The following is a 16,493-nucleotide window of genomic DNA, read 5'->3' as shown; positions in this document are numbered from 1 at the left end:
CTATCAATCAATACAAAAGGGGAATGTTAAAATGAATAAAGCTAGTGTCATCGTTTATGGTGCAGATATTGTTTGTGCAAGTTGCGTTAATGCGCCAACAGCACGCAATACTTACGATTGGTTACAACCATTGTTAAAAAGGAAATATCCAGATGTTCAGTTTGAATTCACATATATTGATATTGAAAAAGATACTGAGAACTTAACAGATCATGACCAACAGTACATTGAACGCATTCAAGAAGATGAATTATTCTATCCATTAGTTACTATAAATGAAGAATATGTATCAGATGGTTATGTACAATTAAAAGATATAACGAAATTTATGGATGCGCATTAATCACATCCTATTTAGTCTTTCAATTAAATATTACGTTTTAAAAAGATAAAGCGCTTGAGACATCTTATTATAATGTCTTAAGCGCTTTATTGTCCAAATTTGTTTTTCATATTACTAATTTTGAGGAGAGAGTACTTTTTAACCGTTATGGTATTTATATAACCATAGCACGCCTGATTTTAAAATAGAAGCTAAGCGGCCGGTAACAGTTCGGTCCATTATATAAGCAAATCCTTTTTTATCCCCAAGTGAGCCGAGGAAACCTTGAACTTTAATTTCAGGCATTTTTTCTGGAAGTGCTTTACCTTGCCATTGTAATTTCATAACATCTGCAATTTGATCACCTTGTGCTTCAGCGAGCTGTGCACTTGGTGCGTGCGGTAATTCTGCACAGTCACCTACCACATAGACGTTTTTGTAGGTAGGCACTTGGTGATATTGATTTAAAATAACACGGCCACCTTTACTAATGTCTATTGGAAGGTTTCTAACTACCTCAACAGGTTGAATACCTGCAGTCCATACGACTAAATCTAATTCTTCAGGTACATCATTATTATAGATACAGCCTGGTTCTACGCGATTAATATCAGAGTTTGGTACTACAGTTACATCATTTTTCTTAAACCAATTTTCAATATATTGACTTAACTTTTCAGGAAAACGACGTAGAATACGTTCGCCTCTATCATAGAGGTAGATTTTTAAATCTTCTCGACTTTCACGTAGTTCACTTGCTAATTCGATACCACTTAACCCAGCACCAACGATACCTACTTTGGCGCCATTTGGTAATTCGCTTAAATGGTGGAATGTCTCACGAGATTTAGATAATGTTTGAATACTATGTGTGTATTCTTCAGCACCTGGCACACTGTGATACTTATCTTCACAGCCTAAACCAATCACTAATTCATCATAATCTACTTTCGTATTGCCAACGGAAATAATTTGATCTTCTAAATCGATATCATTAATTTCTCCAAAAACATTGTTGATGCGATCAGAATCAGGAAAATTCATACGAACATCCTTATCAGATTTAGTACCAGCAGCCAACTCATAAAACTCTGGCTTTAAACAGTGGTAAGGCATACGATCAATTAATGTGACCGTATAATTTTCAGGAAGTGCAGATGGTAAAATATGTGACATGATGCGCATATTTCCATAGCCGCCACCTAATAAGACTAAGTTTTTCATTTGTGATACCCCTCTAGTAAAAATTGTATTGAGCATTAAGATAAAATGAGATGTATTTTATCTTCAACTCGTCAATGTAAGTTATTAAATATAATGTGGTTAAATCATATTTCGTCTTTCATCGATATACCAATTTTCTATAATCAGCTTACTTAGATATATTATAAGCCTTTTTGAATACTTCTACAAATAAAGTAGATACTTTATTATTTGTAATTACATTTAATTTGTAACAGAATTTATTATTTCATCTACCTAAGTAATAACAGCTTATTTTGACGCAATCTATTTGATAAATAAATGTGGCTAATTGATTAATTATATATCTATAATCAATTGTTTATTCTGGTTGATAAGACAGTATAAAAGTGTGGATTTTATAAGCTAGTATGTAGTCAACTATGTGCAGTGTTTGTTATAATTGCTTAACTGATAATTTATGAGAGGGTGTATTATGAATCCAATAATTGAGTTCTGCATTTCGAATTTAGCGAAAGGCGGGGACTACGTATATAATCAACTTGAAAATGACCCAGAAGTAGACGTATTAGAATATGGTTGCTTACAAAATTGTGGACTATGTTCAAGTGGGTTGTACGCACTAGTGAATGGTGATATCGTTGAAGGTGAATCGCCAGATGACTTATTACAAAAAATTTACGCACATATAGAAGAAACATGGATTTTTTAGGAGGTAATTATAATGGCAGTAGTTGAAATAACTGAAGCAGCAGCATATGAAGTAAAAGACATGTTACAGCAAAATGATATGGCAGATGGTTATTTAAAAATTAAAATAAATGGTGGAGGTTGTACAGGCCTTACTTATGGTATGTCAGCTGAAGCAGAGCCAGGTGAAAATGATGAAGTCTTGGAAGTCCACGGTTTGAAGATACTTGTAGAAAAATATGACAAACCTGTATTAGATGGTACTAGAATTGATTTCAAACAGTCACTCATGGGCGGCGGTTTCCAAATTGATAATCCAAACGCAATTGCATCTTGCGGTTGCGGTAGTTCATTTAGAACAGCCAAAGTTGCTGGTTCTCCAGAAGATTGTTAATTTAATTTTTAAAATTTAAAGGCTATAGTTCGCATAATATCCAAGGTGAGCTATAGCCTTTTATAAGTTTATGTGAAATAATAAACAATATGGGCATTAGCGCTTGAAAATAAGCTATAAAAACTATAAAATTAGTATTGGATAAAAAATGTCTTTTTTGTGAATTACTAATTAAAATATAGGGTATAGCAAAAGACTAAGGCAACAAAAAAATTATGAAAGTTTAGGTGAATGAAATGGCTCAAGATCGTAAAAAAGTATTAGTTTTAGGCGCGGGTTATGCAGGTTTACAAACTATTACAAAATTACAAAAGCAAATTTCAGCAGATGAAGCTGAAGTTACATTAATTAATAAAAATGATTACCATTATGAAGCTACTTGGTTACATGAAGCTTCAGCAGGTACGATTAGCTATGAAGATTTACTATATCCAGTTGAAAGTGTAGTAAACAAAGACAAAGTTAACTTTGTTAAAGCAGAAGTTACAAAAATCGACCGCAATGCTAAAAAAGTAGAAACTGACGCTGGTATTTTTGATTACGATATCTTAGTTGTATCATTAGGTTTCGAAACTGAAACATTTGGTATCAAAGGCATGAAAGACCATGCTTTCCAAATCGAAAACGTTTTAACTGCTCGTAAATTATCTCGTCATATCGAAGATAAATTTGCTAACTATGCATCTTCTAAACAAAAAGATGACAAAGATTTAGCTATTATTGTTGGTGGCGCAGGATTTACTGGTGTGGAATTCTTAGGTGAATTAACTGACCGCATCCCTGAATTATGTAATAAATATGGTGTAGAACAAGGCAAAGTTAAAATTACTTGTGTCGAAGCTGCTCCAAAAATGTTACCAATGTTCTCTGATGAATTAGTTAACCACGCTGTAAGTTACTTAGAAGATAGAGGCGTAGAATTCAAAATTGGTACTCCAATCGTTGCAGCTAACGAAAAAGGTTTCGTAGTAAAAGTTAACGATGAAGAGCAACAACTAGAAGCTAATACAGTTGTATGGGCTGCTGGTGTTCGTGGTAGCAATTTAATGGAAGAATCATTTGAAGGTGTTAAACGTGGACGCATCGTTACTAAACAAGATTTAACTATAGAAGGTTATGACGATGTCTTTGCAATTGGTGATGTTTCTGCATTTATTCCAGCTGGTGAAGAACGTCCATTACCAACAACTGCGCAAATTGCTATGCAACAAGGTGAACAAACTGCTAAAAATATTATAAATATTTTAGAAGGTCAACCAACTCAAGAATTTGAATATGTTGATCGTGGTACTGTATGTTCATTAGGTTCTAATGATGGTGTAGGCGTTGTTTACGGTAAAGATATTCAAGGTAAAAAAGCTGCTTTCATGAAAAAAGTTATCGATACACGTGCAGTTTACAAACTTGGCGGTGTCGGCTTAGCATTTAAAAAAGGTAAATTTTAATATAGCAATTAAATAATACAGGCGCATGCACTATGTGATTCTGTACTTAAAAAGACCTGTCTAGTATGATATGCTCCCTCTAAAGTAGACACTTAAAAAAGTAAACTACTTTAGGGGGAGTTTTCTCTTGAAATCGAATATTAAATACTCAACGAAGGAACTGTTGAAATATATCGAGTTATATTTGGATGGTGTCTCATTACGGGAGCTCCATGATGATTATCAATTAGGTTTAGATGCGACAAATTTCCATTTGTATGTACGTAAGTATCTGGAACACGGAATGACCGGTATACTAAGACAACAAAATAATCGCCATTATTCAAATCAGTTTAAACACCAAGTGATTCAGGAATATCTTGGCAGTAATACCAGTTATAAAGCGCTGGCTGTTAAATATAATATTCCGAGTCATGAGACGGTACGACAATGGGTAATGCGATATACTGAAGGCAAAGAGAATCGAACGTATTCTCCAAAACCGGAGGTCTATCAAATGAAAAGCAGAAAAACAACATACGAAGAACGAATTGAAATTGTGAAGTATGTGTTGAATCAACAGTTATCCTATAAGGATGCATCAGAAAAATTCAAGGTTAGTTACAATAACGTCTATTCATGGACGCAAAAATATAAGAAGTTTGGACCGAAAGCGTTGGAAGACAATCGAGGCAAGAAGAAAGCATCAGAAGCGCAGACGGGTGAAGAACAGCTGAAAGCAGAAATCGAAGCACTCAGAGTCCGTAATCAGTGGTTAGAAATGGAAAATGAAACTTTAAAAAAGCAGGAACAAATGGAAAGAGAGCTGATCAAACAAGAATCCGTCAAAAAGCGTCGTACCAGACGATCGAAGCGTTAAAACATAAGTATCCGATTGTCCATTTGTGCCAGGTGCTGGAGATTTCCCGAGCGAGCTATTATAAATGGCTCAATCGTAAACCGGCACAGTATGAAACACGAGATCAAACATTGATGTCAATGATGTTAGATACATATAATGCGTTAGACGGTATTTACGGCTATCGCCGGATGACGATATACCTGAATCATTACAGACAGGCCAAGGTGAATCACAAACATGTGTATCGACTAATGCAGGTCATGAACTTGAAATCGGTCATCCGTAAGAAGAAACGCAGATACAAAACAGTCAAACCAGACTATATCGCTGCGAATATACTCAATCGTGAATTTCATGCAGCCAAACCCATGCAGAAATTGGTGACAGATATTACTGAATTCAGTACGACTGATGGTCGTAAAGTATATTTAAGTGCCGTGCTGGATCTCTGCACCAATAAAATCATTGCGCATCACATGGATATACACAGCGAGCAGTCGCTGGTGACCCAGACATTCAAACAAATAGAGTCGCAGATTATTGGCCGCCAAACCATCATACACACAGACCGTGGTTCACAGTACACATCTCATGCATTTCATCATTTTATTAAACACACCCAATCCATTCATAGTATGTCGCGCCCTGGAAAATGTATTGATAACGGCCCCATCGAGAACGTATGGGGGATTATTAAGTCTGAGAAGTATTACTTAAATTCATACGATACTGTTGAGGCTCTTAAAGAGGATATCAATGCGTACATTAAATTTTATAATACTCAGCGTGTCACATTGAAAATGGGCTTGAAGATTCCAGCATAAAAAAACGCACACGACAAAAGTCGTGTGCGCACAAAACACTATTTGTTTTTATACCTGTCTACTTGACAGGGGCAGTTCAGTAAATAGATAGGTCTTTTTATTAAATAAAAAAGCACTAAGCCATATAAACTGTAGTATTATTTTTAATAAAATAATGGATAGATAATGACACATTAAAAATATAATTGAAAAAGAGGGATGCGCAATGCAAGTAACAATGCAAAGCAATACTAATATTAACAATAAAACTTTAGTAGTTGGTGTGCCAGAACACTTGAATCAAATTAGTGAGTTAACTATAGAAGATGAAAATATAATTGAAAAATTAGAAGAACTAAAACGCAATCAAATTATTAATACAAATGTTGGGACAATTTCTAGTACACTGTTTTCATTAAATGGTAAAAAATTAAAACTCATCACAGTTGGTTTAGGCAATTTAAAAACAACAAACTATAGTGATTTTTTAAAAGTATTTGGCAACTTATTTCAATATTTAAAAAAAGATAGAATTACTCAGGCTTCACTCTTATTTGATACGTTTGGCTCTCAAGTAATTACGATAGATACGGTTGCAGAAATTTTAGGGCAACAAAGTGAACAAGCAACGTATCAATTTGATGGCTATAAAACGAATAAAATGCCGCCTTATCAACTTGATTTAGATATACATACAGAAAGTTCAGCAGTGCACACATTTGTTAAGCAAGGATTAATTATTGGTTCATCGATTAATTTAGCGCGCGATTATAGTAATATACCGCCTAATATATTAACACCAGCTTATTATGCTGAATGCATTCAAAATCACTTTAAAGATACAGACGTTGCTGTCGATATTAAAGATAGCGATACCGTACAACGTGAAGGCTTTGGATTGATACATGCAGTTGGTAAAGGTTCAAAGCATGGTCCTAGAGTTATTACACTTACATATAATGGAGGCAATGCGGATGCTGAGCCTATAGCACTTGTAGGTAAAGGTATCACTTACGATTCGGGTGGCTATTCTATTAAGCCGAAAATAGGCATGCAAACGATGAAGTATGATATGTGTGGTTCTGCGAATGTGATCGCAATGATTGAAGCAGCACGCCAATTAAAACTAAAAGTAAATATTGTAGGGGTTATTGCAGCTGCTGAAAATATGGTGAATGAAATAGCTATGAAACCTGACGATGTTTATACAGCGTTAAACGGTGAATCTGTTGAAGTATTGAATACGGATGCTGAAGGACGCTTAGTATTAGGTGATGCAGTATTTTATGCAAACCAATTTCAGCCACAAGTAATTCTTGATTTTGCAACTTTAACCGGCGCAGCTGTAGCCGCACTTGGTGAAGATAAAGCTGCAGTGTTTAAACATAACGCAGAACACCAGCTTGAGGCTATAATTGCTAAAGCACAATTAGTAGACGAATATGTTTTTGAATTACCAATGACCTCTACAGAACAAAGTTTAATCCGTAAAAGTGAAGTCGCTGATTTAGTGAATCATACGAATGGTCATGGAAAAGCTTTGTTTGCTGCTACATTTATTAATCATTTTGCAGGTGAGACACCTCATTTACATTTTGACATTGCAGGGCCTGCAACAACTGAAAGCAACACATATAAAGGACCAAAAGGACCGACAGGCTATTTAATTCCAACTATTGTTCAATGGTTGCGCACATTAAAGTAAATGTTAAAGTAATTTAAATCATTTTGTTATTATTTTAATGGAAAACTCATAAATTATTTTATAGGGTTTTCCATTTTTCTATTTATAATATGAAAAACATGTAATAATCATTTGACAGTAGGTTATGAATTACCAATGAGCTAAAAATATGGAAACACATTGGATAAATGCCATTGACAATTGAAGTGGATATTGATATTATAAATTTCGTAACGCTTTAGTTCGATAACGTGGTAAAGGAGTCATGCTTTGTGATAAATGCAGTAGTTATAGCAGTCGTACTGATGATTGTCTTATGTTTATGTAGATTAAATGTAGTGATAAGTTTATTTATTGGTGCGCTCGTAGGTGGCTTAATTTCAGGAATGAATATCACTGAAATTGTGTCCGTATTTGGTAAAAATATAGTAGATGGTGCTGAAGTAGCACTTAGTTATGCCTTGTTAGGTGGTTTTGCAGCACTTATTTCTTATAGTGGCATTACCGATTATTTAGTGAATAAAATTATAGATGCTATTCATGCTGAAAATAGTAAAATGTCACGAGTAAAAGTGAAAATTATTATTATTGTTGCATTATTAGCGATAAGTATAATGAGTCAGAACTTAATTCCTGTACATATTGCATTTATCCCAATCGTTATTCCACCATTAATCAGTTTATTTAATGAACTTAATATCGATAGAAGACAAATAGCAATCATCATTGGCTTTGGTTTATGTTTTCCTTATGTTCTTATGCCTTTTGGTTTTGGACAGATTTACCACCAAATTATTCAAAGTGGTTTTTCAAAAGCAGATCATCCAATTGAAATGGGTATGATTTGGAAATCGATGCTTATACCATCGATAGGGTATATTGTCGGCTTGATTGCAGGTATATACTATTATAGAAAGCCAAGAAAATATATACAACGTGATGAAGTAAAAGATACAACTCACACTGAAATTAAACCTTATATACTTATAGTTACAGTAGTTTCCATTATCGCAACATTCCTTGTACAATTACTTACTGATTCAATGATATTTGGTGCATTAGCAGGTGTCCTAGTATTCTTTATTTCTAGAGCATATAAATGGACTGAATTAGATAAGAAATTTGTTGAGGGTATACAAATTATGTCCTTTATCGGTGTCGTTATTTTATCTGCAAATGGTTTTGCGGGTGTGATGAATGAAACAGGTGACATTTCTAAGTTAGTGAATGGCATAAGTGGTGTCATAGGAGATAATAAACTTATAAGTATTATTGTAATGTATTTGATTGGATTAGTTGTCACGTTAGGTATTGGCTCATCATTTGCTACGATACCTATTATAGCTACATTATTTGTTCCGTTAGGCGAATCTTTAGGATTAAGCACAATGGGGCTTATAGCTTTAATTGGTACAGCGAGTGCGTTAGGTGATTCTGGTTCGCCCGCAAGTGATTCAACACTTGGCCCAACTGCTGGATTAGATGTTGATGGTCAGCATGATCACATTAGAGATACGTGTATACCTAACTTTGTGTTTTACAATATACCGTTAATTATTTTCGGTACAATTGCTGCTATGGTACTATAAAGCTATTAAGTGGAAAACGGAGTGACAGCAATGACCAATATGTTAGAAGCGTTAAATATGAAAATAGAAAAAGAAGCACAGGGTTTGTTAATTATGTCTATGCCAGTAACGGATCAAGTTAAACAACCATTTGGCTATTTACATGGTGGTGCGAGTTTAGCATTAGGAGAAACAGCTTGTTCTATGGGTGCGGCATATTTAATCGATACGGCTCAATATGTACCATTAGGATTAGAAATGAATGCAAATCATATTGGATCTACTACAGAGGGTACAATTTACGCAACAGCATCTATCATACATGAGGGTAAGACAACACAGGTCTGGAATATAGATATTAAAGATGATACAGATAGATTAATTTGTGTCATGCGCGGAACAATTGCTATAAAGCCTCTGAAACGTTAATAATCAAAAAGCGCTATAAAGTTAATTATTTAACTTTATAGCGCTTTTTGATTTGCTTTTATTTTCAATTTCATCATAAGCTTCTGCAATACGAAGTGCTGCTTCACGTCCGCCCATAATATTGCGTGCAAATGGTCCAAGCACTAAATCAGCTAAACCACCTGTGACAAAGAGGTTAGGTAACCATTCTAAGGTTGGAGAAATATATGGCAAGCCGCAGGATGCTATAGGAGCTTGGAAGTGATTCGTAAGGTGCTTAATAATGGACTGCTGCATGATTGATTCTTTAAACCCTGTAGCTAATAAAATATGATCATAGCGCAAGCAATAATTTTCAGTGCAAATATGATGTTGTTGAATATCTGTAAGTTCATTGATATGCATATTCAATCTGTTTTGTTTGATGTACTTTTTAAGCCTTAATTCTAGTTCTTTAGGCATAGATCCTCTATGTCGCTCGCGTTTAATAATATCAAATCTTTGTTCAGAAGATTCAATGGCATTAAAAGAAGTCATATTTTTAGGACCGAGCCATCCTGGGTCTGCATCAAAATCATGTACATCTATGTGTTTATTCGTCCACAAGTGAATTTTATTGTTATTTTCTTTTAATAGTCTTAAGCATAAATGTGCAGCTGATATACCACTACCAACGACATGTGAAGTTTCCTGATAATAGGATTCATCGTTATCGAACACATGTCATTATTGCTTAATTGTATTAACCATTGCTTGTCGTCTTTTTCTATTTTATTGACATAACTTTGTATATGACTTTGGTTTAATTCAAAGTGATGAATAAGCTCATGCGTATGATCCATAAACATATCACGTTTTGGTCGTTTGTAGGGACCATAAGCTGGATGTGTGTAGTGCATTTTCTTAGCATATTGTTTCAAATGAAATGGGTTAGGATGAACATGATGTACACATGGGGAACGTAAATAGGGCATGTCTATACGTTTAGTATAATTATTGAATTGTTCGCAGAGATTATGATGTGGGTCTATAATTTTTAAACGGTCACTTTTTAACCCCTTCGATCTTAGTTTGATAGCTATTGTAGCACCATGCAAACCACCACCGATAATTGTCCAAGTTGTCATAAGTATTAAATCTCCCCTTCAAAACGAAATGATTACGATTTAATATATCATTAATTTTTATCTATGACAAATAGAAATGAACATACTGGTTAAAATTATCTTAATCTGTGTCTATAAATTAAAAAAACACTCAGCTATTTAATGATAGCTGAGTGTTTCATAATATAGGGAAAAGCAATTTATATTAGATTTTTGTATCTTTTAACTCATCTTTTAAATCGTTACGTTTTGTTCGTTTTGAAGCGGGTGTATCTAAATTATATGCAGCTTTAACAATGAGGTGGCTTGATAATGGACCGGTAATTAAGATAAATAATATACCAATAAGTAACTGCATACTTGCGTAGCCTTCATGTCCAATAAAGAACAAGAATACACCACTAATTAATAACATAGCTCCTAATGTAGCTGCCTTACCAGCAGCATGTGCCCTTGAATAGACATCATCTAAACGTAAGAGCCCAATCGCTGCAAGTGCACTGATGAGTGAACCAAGGATAACTAAAATAAGTGCGATACTAATGACGATCGTCGTTATCATATTCAATCACCTTACCTTTATCCATATATTTCGCAAATACTGCTGTACCTAAGAATGCTAAAATGCCGATTAATAGGATGACGACCATTAAATATTTAGTGCCTAAGAACACACTGAATAATGCGACGATGGCCATAAGTTGAATACCTATTGCATCAAGTGCAACAACGCGGTCAGCTAGAGAAGGACCTAAGATTACACGCACAAGCATACCTAACATAGACAACGCTACGATGACTAATGCGATAATTAAGATTATATTGTAGTTCATCATTTTTCGCCTACCTCTCTAACGACTTTTTCAAGGGAGGATTTAATACCGTCCACTTCCTCCTCTTTAGTACTAAAATCAATACAATGTATATAAATTTCAGTACGATCATCACTTATACCCAACACTACTGTACCAGGTGTTAAAGTTATTAAATTAGATAATAACGCAATTTCCCAGTCTGTTTTTAAGTCAGTATTATAAGTGAAAAATGCTGGTTCATTGTCCATCTTAGGTTTAATAATAATACGTATCACATCTATATTTGCTTTTATTAATTCTATAATGAAAACAAAACAAAGTTTAATTATTTTATAAACTGTAATAATATAAAACCTTCCAGGTAAAATACCACGCATTAGGTATACTAATAATAGGGCAAATAAGTAGCCTAGTATAAAGTTATTAAAAGTATAACTCCCTGTTACAAACAACCAAAAAACGGATAAAAGTAAATTTACTAATATTTGGACTGCCATATTATTTTCCCCCAATACGCCATCGATATAAACACTTGGATCATAGAACGCCTCTGCAGCATCTTTTATAATTGGATGTAGAAAGTCTGCAGATAATCCGAAAAGTACTGAAATTACAACTGATACAATAGCAATCGCAAGTATACCTTTATATTGTAATTTAGGATTGACTTTATATCCTTTTGATTCGCCAAAGAATCCTTGTAAGAAAATGCGAATAACGGAATAAAGTACAACAAGACTTGAAAGCAGTATGACAATACCACTTAAATAGAAACCTTTTTCGAAGGTAGCCTGTACAATATAAAATTTACCATAAAAACCACTTAGTGGTGGTATGCCTGCTAAGCTAAGCGCTGCAATAAAGAATGTCCAACCTAAAACTGGATAGTCTTTAATGAGACCACTGTACTTACGTAAGTCATGCGTTTTAGTAATTTTGTACATAACACCAATTAAGAAAAACAGTGCTGCTTTAATTAACATATCATGTAACGTGTAATAAATAGCACCCATCATACCAGTTTGGGTCATCATAGCTACACCGACTAAAATAACGCCGACAGCAATCATAATATTGTAGATAATAATTTTCTTAGTATCAAAATAACTCACTGCACCTACACAACCAAAAATAATGGTTAATAATGCTAAGAAAAGAATAATGTAGAACGGAAAGCTTGATGTATCATGAATGAATAGACTTGATGTTCTGGCAATTGCATAGACACCAACTTTTGTTAATAATGCACCGAAAAAGGCAATGATTGCAATTGGTGGGGCGTAATAAGCACCTGGTAGCCAAATGTACATTGGAAAAACGCCGGCTTTTGTTGCAAATACAAAGATAAACATGATGAATATGATATTTACAATCCCAGTATCAGCAGCAGGTAGTTGTCCTAATTTTTCACCAATATCGGCTAAATTTAACGTACCAACTACCGAGTAGAGCATTGCTACCGCAATAACAAAGAAAGCGGATGATGTAACATTTATAAGTACATATTTTATTGTTTCACTTAATTGTACTTTCGTACCACCGATAACTAATAGAATATAAGATGCCAGTAAGAATACTTCGAAGAATACGAATAAGTTAAAAATATCACCTGTGATAAATGAACCTATGACACCTGTTAGCATGAACATTACTGCGAAGTAGTAGTAATACGTTTCACGTTCTATGCCCACTGATTGATAAGAATATAAAATAATCAGCATTGTTACGATTAAACTTGAAATCACGAGAAGGATACTAAATATATCGAGTACTAATACAATACTATATGGAGCTTCCCATGAACCAAGTTCTAAAGTTATAATCCCATTCTTTAATACGTTGTTTAAGTTAATAAATGCAAAAATTAATGTGACAGCTGTCCCGCTTAGTGCAACGTATCGTTTAATAATAGGGCGCTTACCAATGAACACAAGTGCAATAATAGTTAACATTGGTATGACGAGTAGTGAAATAATGAGATTACTCTCGATCATCATCTAGCACTCCTTTCATACTTTCTACGTTGTCAGTTCCTAACTCTTTATAACTTCTAAAGGCAAGTACTAAGAAGAACGCTGTTACAGAAAATGAAATTACAATAGCTGTTAAAATTAACGCTTGTGGTAGCGGATCTACATATGAAGTAATATCTTTTTCAAATATCGGTACTTCACCTTTTTTTAACCCACCCATTGTAATTAAAAATAAGTTGGCAGAGTGTGTTAAAAGGGTACTCCCAATAATGATACGTATCAAACTCTTAGAAAGAATGAGGTAGACGCTCATTGCTGTGAGGATACCACAAACAAATATCATTACTATTTCCATTACTCATCCTCTCCAATCGATAAGATTATAGTCATTATGGTACCGACAACCGCAAACAGTACGCCTAAGTCAAAGAATGTTGCTGTGTGCATTTCTATCGGTTGTAATATTCCTAAAGGTATTTCAAACGGTGTGTGCGTGAAGAAGTTTTTACTATAAAACCAACTCGCCATAGGTGTTGCTATACAAAATAGCAAACCAATGCCTATTAATATTTTGAAATCCCAAGGAAAGATTTTTTTCATAGTTTTAATATCAAAAGCCACAGTGATGATGACAAGCGCACTGGCTAATAACAGTCCACCTACGAAGCCACCACCTGGCGTGTAATGTCCTGCCAAAAATAAAGATAAACCAAACATTACGATGAGGAAGAAGATAACAACAGCTGAATATTGAAAGATTATATTATTCTTCTGTCTTTTCAATGTTTTTACCTCCTTCGTCATTTGTTTTATTACTTGTACGAAGTTTGATCATTGTATATACACCTAAACCAGCGATTCCAAGCACCGCAGATTCGAATAAAGTATCGGTACCACGGAAATCGACAAGTATAACGTTAACCATATTTGTACCGTTTGCTAAGTCATATACATGCTCTTTGTAGAATTCAGAAATAGAGCTAAAATGTCGGTTACCATAAGCGATTAAGCCAAGTACAGTTACGACTGCACCCACACCAATAGAAATTAAAACATTTACAAGTTTGAATGAACGCGTCTCTTTATGTCTGTTTAAGTTTGGTAAGTGATAGAAACACAATAAGAATAACGCTGTAGAAATTGATTCAACTATAAACTGTGTTAAGGCTAAGTCTGGTGCGCCAAAGAATATAAAGAATATAGCGACAGAATAACCTACAGCACTTGCCATAATGATGCTGAACAGTCGTGAACGTGCAAATATAATCATAGAAGCTGATGTAATTATAAGTACCACTATGATTAATTCAAATGGACGTACTTCACTCACGTCTTTAAAGTTAATACCAAATGGTGTGACTAATAATGTAGCTAAAGTAATTAAAATTAAAGAAATAAATATAATTACTAAGTTGTTACGCGTAAAACCAGTCACATAAGCATTTGTGAACTTACTTGAGTAACCTGGCGAATCATTACCGAACTTATCATACCAGTAATTGATTGTAAGTTTTGTAGGATGTGCGCGTAATAAGCGCACCCAATAGCCAAACGATAAAATTAGCAATATACCAACAATATATATACCAATGGTAGAGAAAAATGCTGGTGTAAAACCATAGAACATATGGAATTCTGCATGCGTTCCAGTACTTTGACTAATTGAATTAACAGCAGGTTCAATAATTGATCCCGTTAATATAGAAGGGAAGAACCCAAATACAATAACTAATATTGCTAAAATAGCTGGTGAAAACAACATTAGTATAGAAGCTTCATGTGCTTTTTTCGGTAAAGCATCTGATTTATGGCTACCTAAGAAGATTTGGCCAATAAATCTTATAGAATATACAAATGTAAATATACTACCGATAATTGCTATGATTGGAATTAATAAGCCAAGCGTATTTAAACTAAATAAGTTAACGTTTGTGACCTCAATCATACTTTCCAAGAACTTCTCTTTAGAAAGGAAACCGTTAAACGGTGGCACCCCTGCCATACTGAGTGAGGTGATTATGGTAATTGTAAAAGAAATAGGCATTACTGTTAGCAATCCACCTAATTTTTTTACATCACGAGTACCTGTACTATGGTCAATGGCACCAGCAATCATAAATAACGCACCTTTAAATGTAGCGTGATTTATAAGATGGAACACAGCAGCGGTGAACGCAGCAACATAAAGTTGACTTTCAGCACCTTCAAAATGATAACTTACTGCACCTATACCTAACATAGACATAATCATACCAAGTTGTGAAACGGTAGAAAATGCTAAGATACCTTTTAAATCTTGTTGTTTTGTAGCGTTTAATGACGCCCAAAATAGAGTAATTAAACCGACAGCAGTTACTGTCCAAATCCAACCTTGCGAAAGTGCAAAGATGGGTGTCATACGTGCTACTAAGTAAAGACCCGCTTTAACCATTGTAGCTGAGTGTAAGTAGGCACTGACCGGCGTTGGCGCTTCCATTGCATCCGGTAACCAAACGTAAAATGGAACTTGAGCAGATTTTGTCATCGCACCAATTAATACGAATATCATTGATAAAATGAAATACGGACTTGTTTGGATTTCAGATGCATTTCCAATAAGTTCTTGAATGCTTGTAGAGCCACCTGCGAGTGATAATAAAATAAGACCACCCAGTAGTGACAAGCCACCAAAGACAGTGACAAGCATTGATTTTTGAGCACCGTAAATAGATGCTTGTTTGTCACGCCAAAATGATATGAGTAGAAAACTAGAAAATGAAGTTAACTCCCAAAATAGATATAACATAATAATATTATCAGATAAAACAACACCTAACATTGCACCCATAAAGAGCAAGAGATAACAATAAAAATTCCCTAATTGCTCTTGTCGACTTAAATAACTTATAGAATATAGTACGATTAAACTACCAATGCCAGTTATTAACAAACTGAATAGTAATCCCAGACCATCAACATATAAATCGAAATTCATACCAAAATGAGGCATCCAGTTTGCTTTCTGCATTACGGTATTCCCTGACATGGTTGTAGAAATATATGAAAGGAAATATATAAATAAGACGACGGGGATAGGTAACACAAACCATCCTAAATGTATTCGTTTATGAAACCGATATACAAATGGAATAATGAGTGCAAATATTAACGGTAGAAGAACCGCTATATGTAACAAACTCATTATTTTATCCTCCTTTAAAAATAGTATAAGGTTATTATACATGAATTAGACTATTCTGAA

At 34.3% G+C, this 16,493-nt stretch carries 16 protein-coding genes and 2 pseudogenes; 9 read left to right on the top strand and 9 right to left on the bottom strand.

The annotated features are described in order from the left end of the window. Positions 1–31 precede the first annotated feature (31 nt). Positions 32–343: a YuzD family protein gene (locus AOB58_RS05300; protein ID WP_002508155.1), complete on the top strand. Its 312-nt coding sequence runs from the start codon at positions 32–34 to the stop codon at positions 341–343. Positions 344–481: 138 nt separating this feature from the next. Here the strand turns inward: AOB58_RS05300 and AOB58_RS05295 are convergent, their stop codons facing one another. Further along, positions 482–1,546, bottom strand: a complete 1,065-nt coding sequence (locus AOB58_RS05295) for an NAD(P)/FAD-dependent oxidoreductase (protein WP_002508154.1) — start codon at positions 1,544–1,546, stop codon at positions 482–484. Positions 1,547–2,000: 454 nt separating this feature from the next. Here AOB58_RS05295 and AOB58_RS05290 point away from each other — a divergent pair, with 454 nt between their 5' ends. The 8 genes from AOB58_RS05290 to AOB58_RS05255 all read left to right on the top strand — a co-directional run bounded on the left by AOB58_RS05290 (position 2,001) and on the right by AOB58_RS05255 (position 9,379). Beyond that, on the top strand, positions 2,001–2,237 hold the full coding sequence (locus AOB58_RS05290; protein ID WP_002512218.1) for a YuzB family protein: 237 nt from the start codon (positions 2,001–2,003) through the stop codon (positions 2,235–2,237). Positions 2,238–2,249: 12 nt separating this feature from the next. Continuing rightward, positions 2,250–2,609 (top strand): HesB/IscA family protein, encoded by a 360-nt coding sequence (locus AOB58_RS05285; RefSeq protein ID WP_002512219.1) that lies wholly within the window; start codon positions 2,250–2,252, stop codon positions 2,607–2,609. 236 nt (positions 2,610–2,845) lie between these two features. Further along, positions 2,846–4,054, top strand: coding sequence for an NAD(P)/FAD-dependent oxidoreductase (locus AOB58_RS05280; RefSeq protein WP_021339837.1), 1,209 nt, complete (start codon positions 2,846–2,848; stop codon positions 4,052–4,054). Positions 4,055–4,181: 127 nt separating this feature from the next. Then, on the top strand, positions 4,182–4,913 hold the full coding sequence (locus AOB58_RS05275) for a helix-turn-helix domain-containing protein (protein ID WP_064783056.1): 732 nt from the start codon (positions 4,182–4,184) through the stop codon (positions 4,911–4,913). Further along, positions 4,874–5,719 (top strand): IS3 family transposase, encoded by an 846-nt coding sequence (locus AOB58_RS05270; RefSeq protein ID WP_141712074.1) that lies wholly within the window; start codon positions 4,874–4,876, stop codon positions 5,717–5,719. The genes AOB58_RS05275 and AOB58_RS05270 overlap by 40 nt, the downstream gene beginning before the upstream one ends. A 205-nt stretch (positions 5,720–5,924) precedes the next feature. Next, on the top strand, positions 5,925–7,403 hold the full coding sequence (locus AOB58_RS05265) for a M17 family metallopeptidase (RefSeq protein ID WP_064783054.1): 1,479 nt from the start codon (positions 5,925–5,927) through the stop codon (positions 7,401–7,403). Positions 7,404–7,654: 251 nt separating this feature from the next. After that, on the top strand, positions 7,655–8,971 hold the full coding sequence (locus tag AOB58_RS05260) for a Na+/H+ antiporter family protein (RefSeq protein WP_021339835.1): 1,317 nt from the start codon (positions 7,655–7,657) through the stop codon (positions 8,969–8,971). 30 nt (positions 8,972–9,001) lie between these two features. Next, the gene (locus AOB58_RS05255) at positions 9,002–9,379 is read left to right on the top strand and encodes a hotdog fold thioesterase (protein ID WP_021339834.1); all 378 of its coding nucleotides are present in this window, start codon (positions 9,002–9,004) and stop codon (positions 9,377–9,379) included. A gap of 21 nt (positions 9,380–9,400) precedes the next feature. Here the strand turns inward: AOB58_RS05255 and AOB58_RS05250 are convergent. The 8 genes and pseudogenes from AOB58_RS05250 to AOB58_RS05220 form a co-directional block, all read right to left on the bottom strand. After that, positions 9,401–10,485 (bottom strand): annotated as a pseudogene (locus tag AOB58_RS05250) (pyridine nucleotide-disulfide oxidoreductase). Between the two features lie 184 nt (positions 10,486–10,669). Then, positions 10,670–11,026: a Na+/H+ antiporter subunit G1 gene (locus tag AOB58_RS05245; protein ID WP_046465129.1), complete on the bottom strand. Its 357-nt coding sequence runs from the start codon at positions 11,024–11,026 to the stop codon at positions 10,670–10,672. Beyond that, a complete protein-coding gene (locus tag AOB58_RS05240; RefSeq protein ID WP_031266039.1) occupies positions 11,004–11,297 on the bottom strand; it encodes a Na(+)/H(+) antiporter subunit F1 in 294 nt (97 codons plus the stop codon). Before AOB58_RS05240 ends, AOB58_RS05245 begins: the two co-directional genes overlap by 23 nt. Further along, the gene (locus AOB58_RS13630; RefSeq protein ID WP_021339463.1) at positions 11,297–11,776 is read right to left on the bottom strand and encodes a Na+/H+ antiporter subunit E; all 480 of its coding nucleotides are present in this window, start codon (positions 11,774–11,776) and stop codon (positions 11,297–11,299) included. The genes AOB58_RS05240 and AOB58_RS13630 overlap by 1 nt, the downstream gene beginning before the upstream one ends. A 9-nt stretch (positions 11,777–11,785) precedes the next feature. Then, a pseudogene (locus AOB58_RS05235) lies at positions 11,786–13,273 on the bottom strand (Na+/H+ antiporter subunit D); the annotation flags it as partial. Beyond that, positions 13,260–13,607: a Na+/H+ antiporter Mnh1 subunit C gene (gene mnhC1 / locus AOB58_RS05230; protein ID WP_002508142.1), complete on the bottom strand. Its 348-nt coding sequence runs from the start codon at positions 13,605–13,607 to the stop codon at positions 13,260–13,262. The pseudogene AOB58_RS05235 and the gene mnhC1, both read right to left, overlap by 14 nt. Beyond that, positions 13,607–14,035, bottom strand: coding sequence for a Na(+)/H(+) antiporter subunit B (locus tag AOB58_RS05225; RefSeq protein ID WP_002512223.1), 429 nt, complete (start codon positions 14,033–14,035; stop codon positions 13,607–13,609). The genes mnhC1 and AOB58_RS05225 overlap by 1 nt, the downstream gene beginning before the upstream one ends. Then, positions 14,016–16,433: a Na+/H+ antiporter subunit A gene (locus AOB58_RS05220; RefSeq protein ID WP_064783053.1), complete on the bottom strand. Its 2,418-nt coding sequence runs from the start codon at positions 16,431–16,433 to the stop codon at positions 14,016–14,018. The genes AOB58_RS05225 and AOB58_RS05220 overlap by 20 nt, the downstream gene beginning before the upstream one ends. Between the last annotated feature and the right edge of the window lie 60 nt (positions 16,434–16,493).

The sequence above is a fragment of the Staphylococcus sp. AntiMn-1 genome (assembly GCF_001663395.1).
Classification (GTDB): Bacteria; Bacillota; Bacilli; order Staphylococcales; family Staphylococcaceae; genus Staphylococcus; species Staphylococcus equorum.
Note: the sequence above shows the minus strand (reverse complement) of the source record. Positions and strands in the feature narration are given on the sequence as shown.

Coding starts and splice junctions, on each gene's coding strand:
- AOB58_RS05300 (WP_002508155.1), top strand. CDS start 32: ATGAATAAAGCTAGTGTCATCGTTTATGGTGCAGATATTGTTTGTGCA.
- AOB58_RS05295 (WP_002508154.1), bottom strand. CDS start 1,546: ATGAAAAACTTAGTCTTATTAGGTGGCGGCTATGGAAATATGCGCATC.
- AOB58_RS05290 (WP_002512218.1), top strand. CDS start 2,001: ATGAATCCAATAATTGAGTTCTGCATTTCGAATTTAGCGAAAGGCGGG.
- AOB58_RS05285 (WP_002512219.1), top strand. CDS start 2,250: ATGGCAGTAGTTGAAATAACTGAAGCAGCAGCATATGAAGTAAAAGAC.
- AOB58_RS05280 (WP_021339837.1), top strand. CDS start 2,846: ATGGCTCAAGATCGTAAAAAAGTATTAGTTTTAGGCGCGGGTTATGCA.
- AOB58_RS05265 (WP_064783054.1), top strand. CDS start 5,925: ATGCAAGTAACAATGCAAAGCAATACTAATATTAACAATAAAACTTTA.
- AOB58_RS05255 (WP_021339834.1), top strand. CDS start 9,002: ATGACCAATATGTTAGAAGCGTTAAATATGAAAATAGAAAAAGAAGCA.
- AOB58_RS05245 (WP_046465129.1), bottom strand. CDS start 11,026: ATGATAACGACGATCGTCATTAGTATCGCACTTATTTTAGTTATCCTT.
- AOB58_RS05240 (WP_031266039.1), bottom strand. CDS start 11,297: ATGAACTACAATATAATCTTAATTATCGCATTAGTCATCGTAGCGTTG.
- AOB58_RS13630 (WP_021339463.1), bottom strand. CDS start 11,776: ATGGCAGTCCAAATATTAGTAAATTTACTTTTATCCGTTTTTTGGTTG.
- mnhC1 (WP_002508142.1), bottom strand. CDS start 13,607: ATGGAAATAGTAATGATATTTGTTTGTGGTATCCTCACAGCAATGAGC.
- AOB58_RS05220 (WP_064783053.1), bottom strand. CDS start 16,433: ATGAGTTTGTTACATATAGCGGTTCTTCTACCGTTAATATTTGCACTC.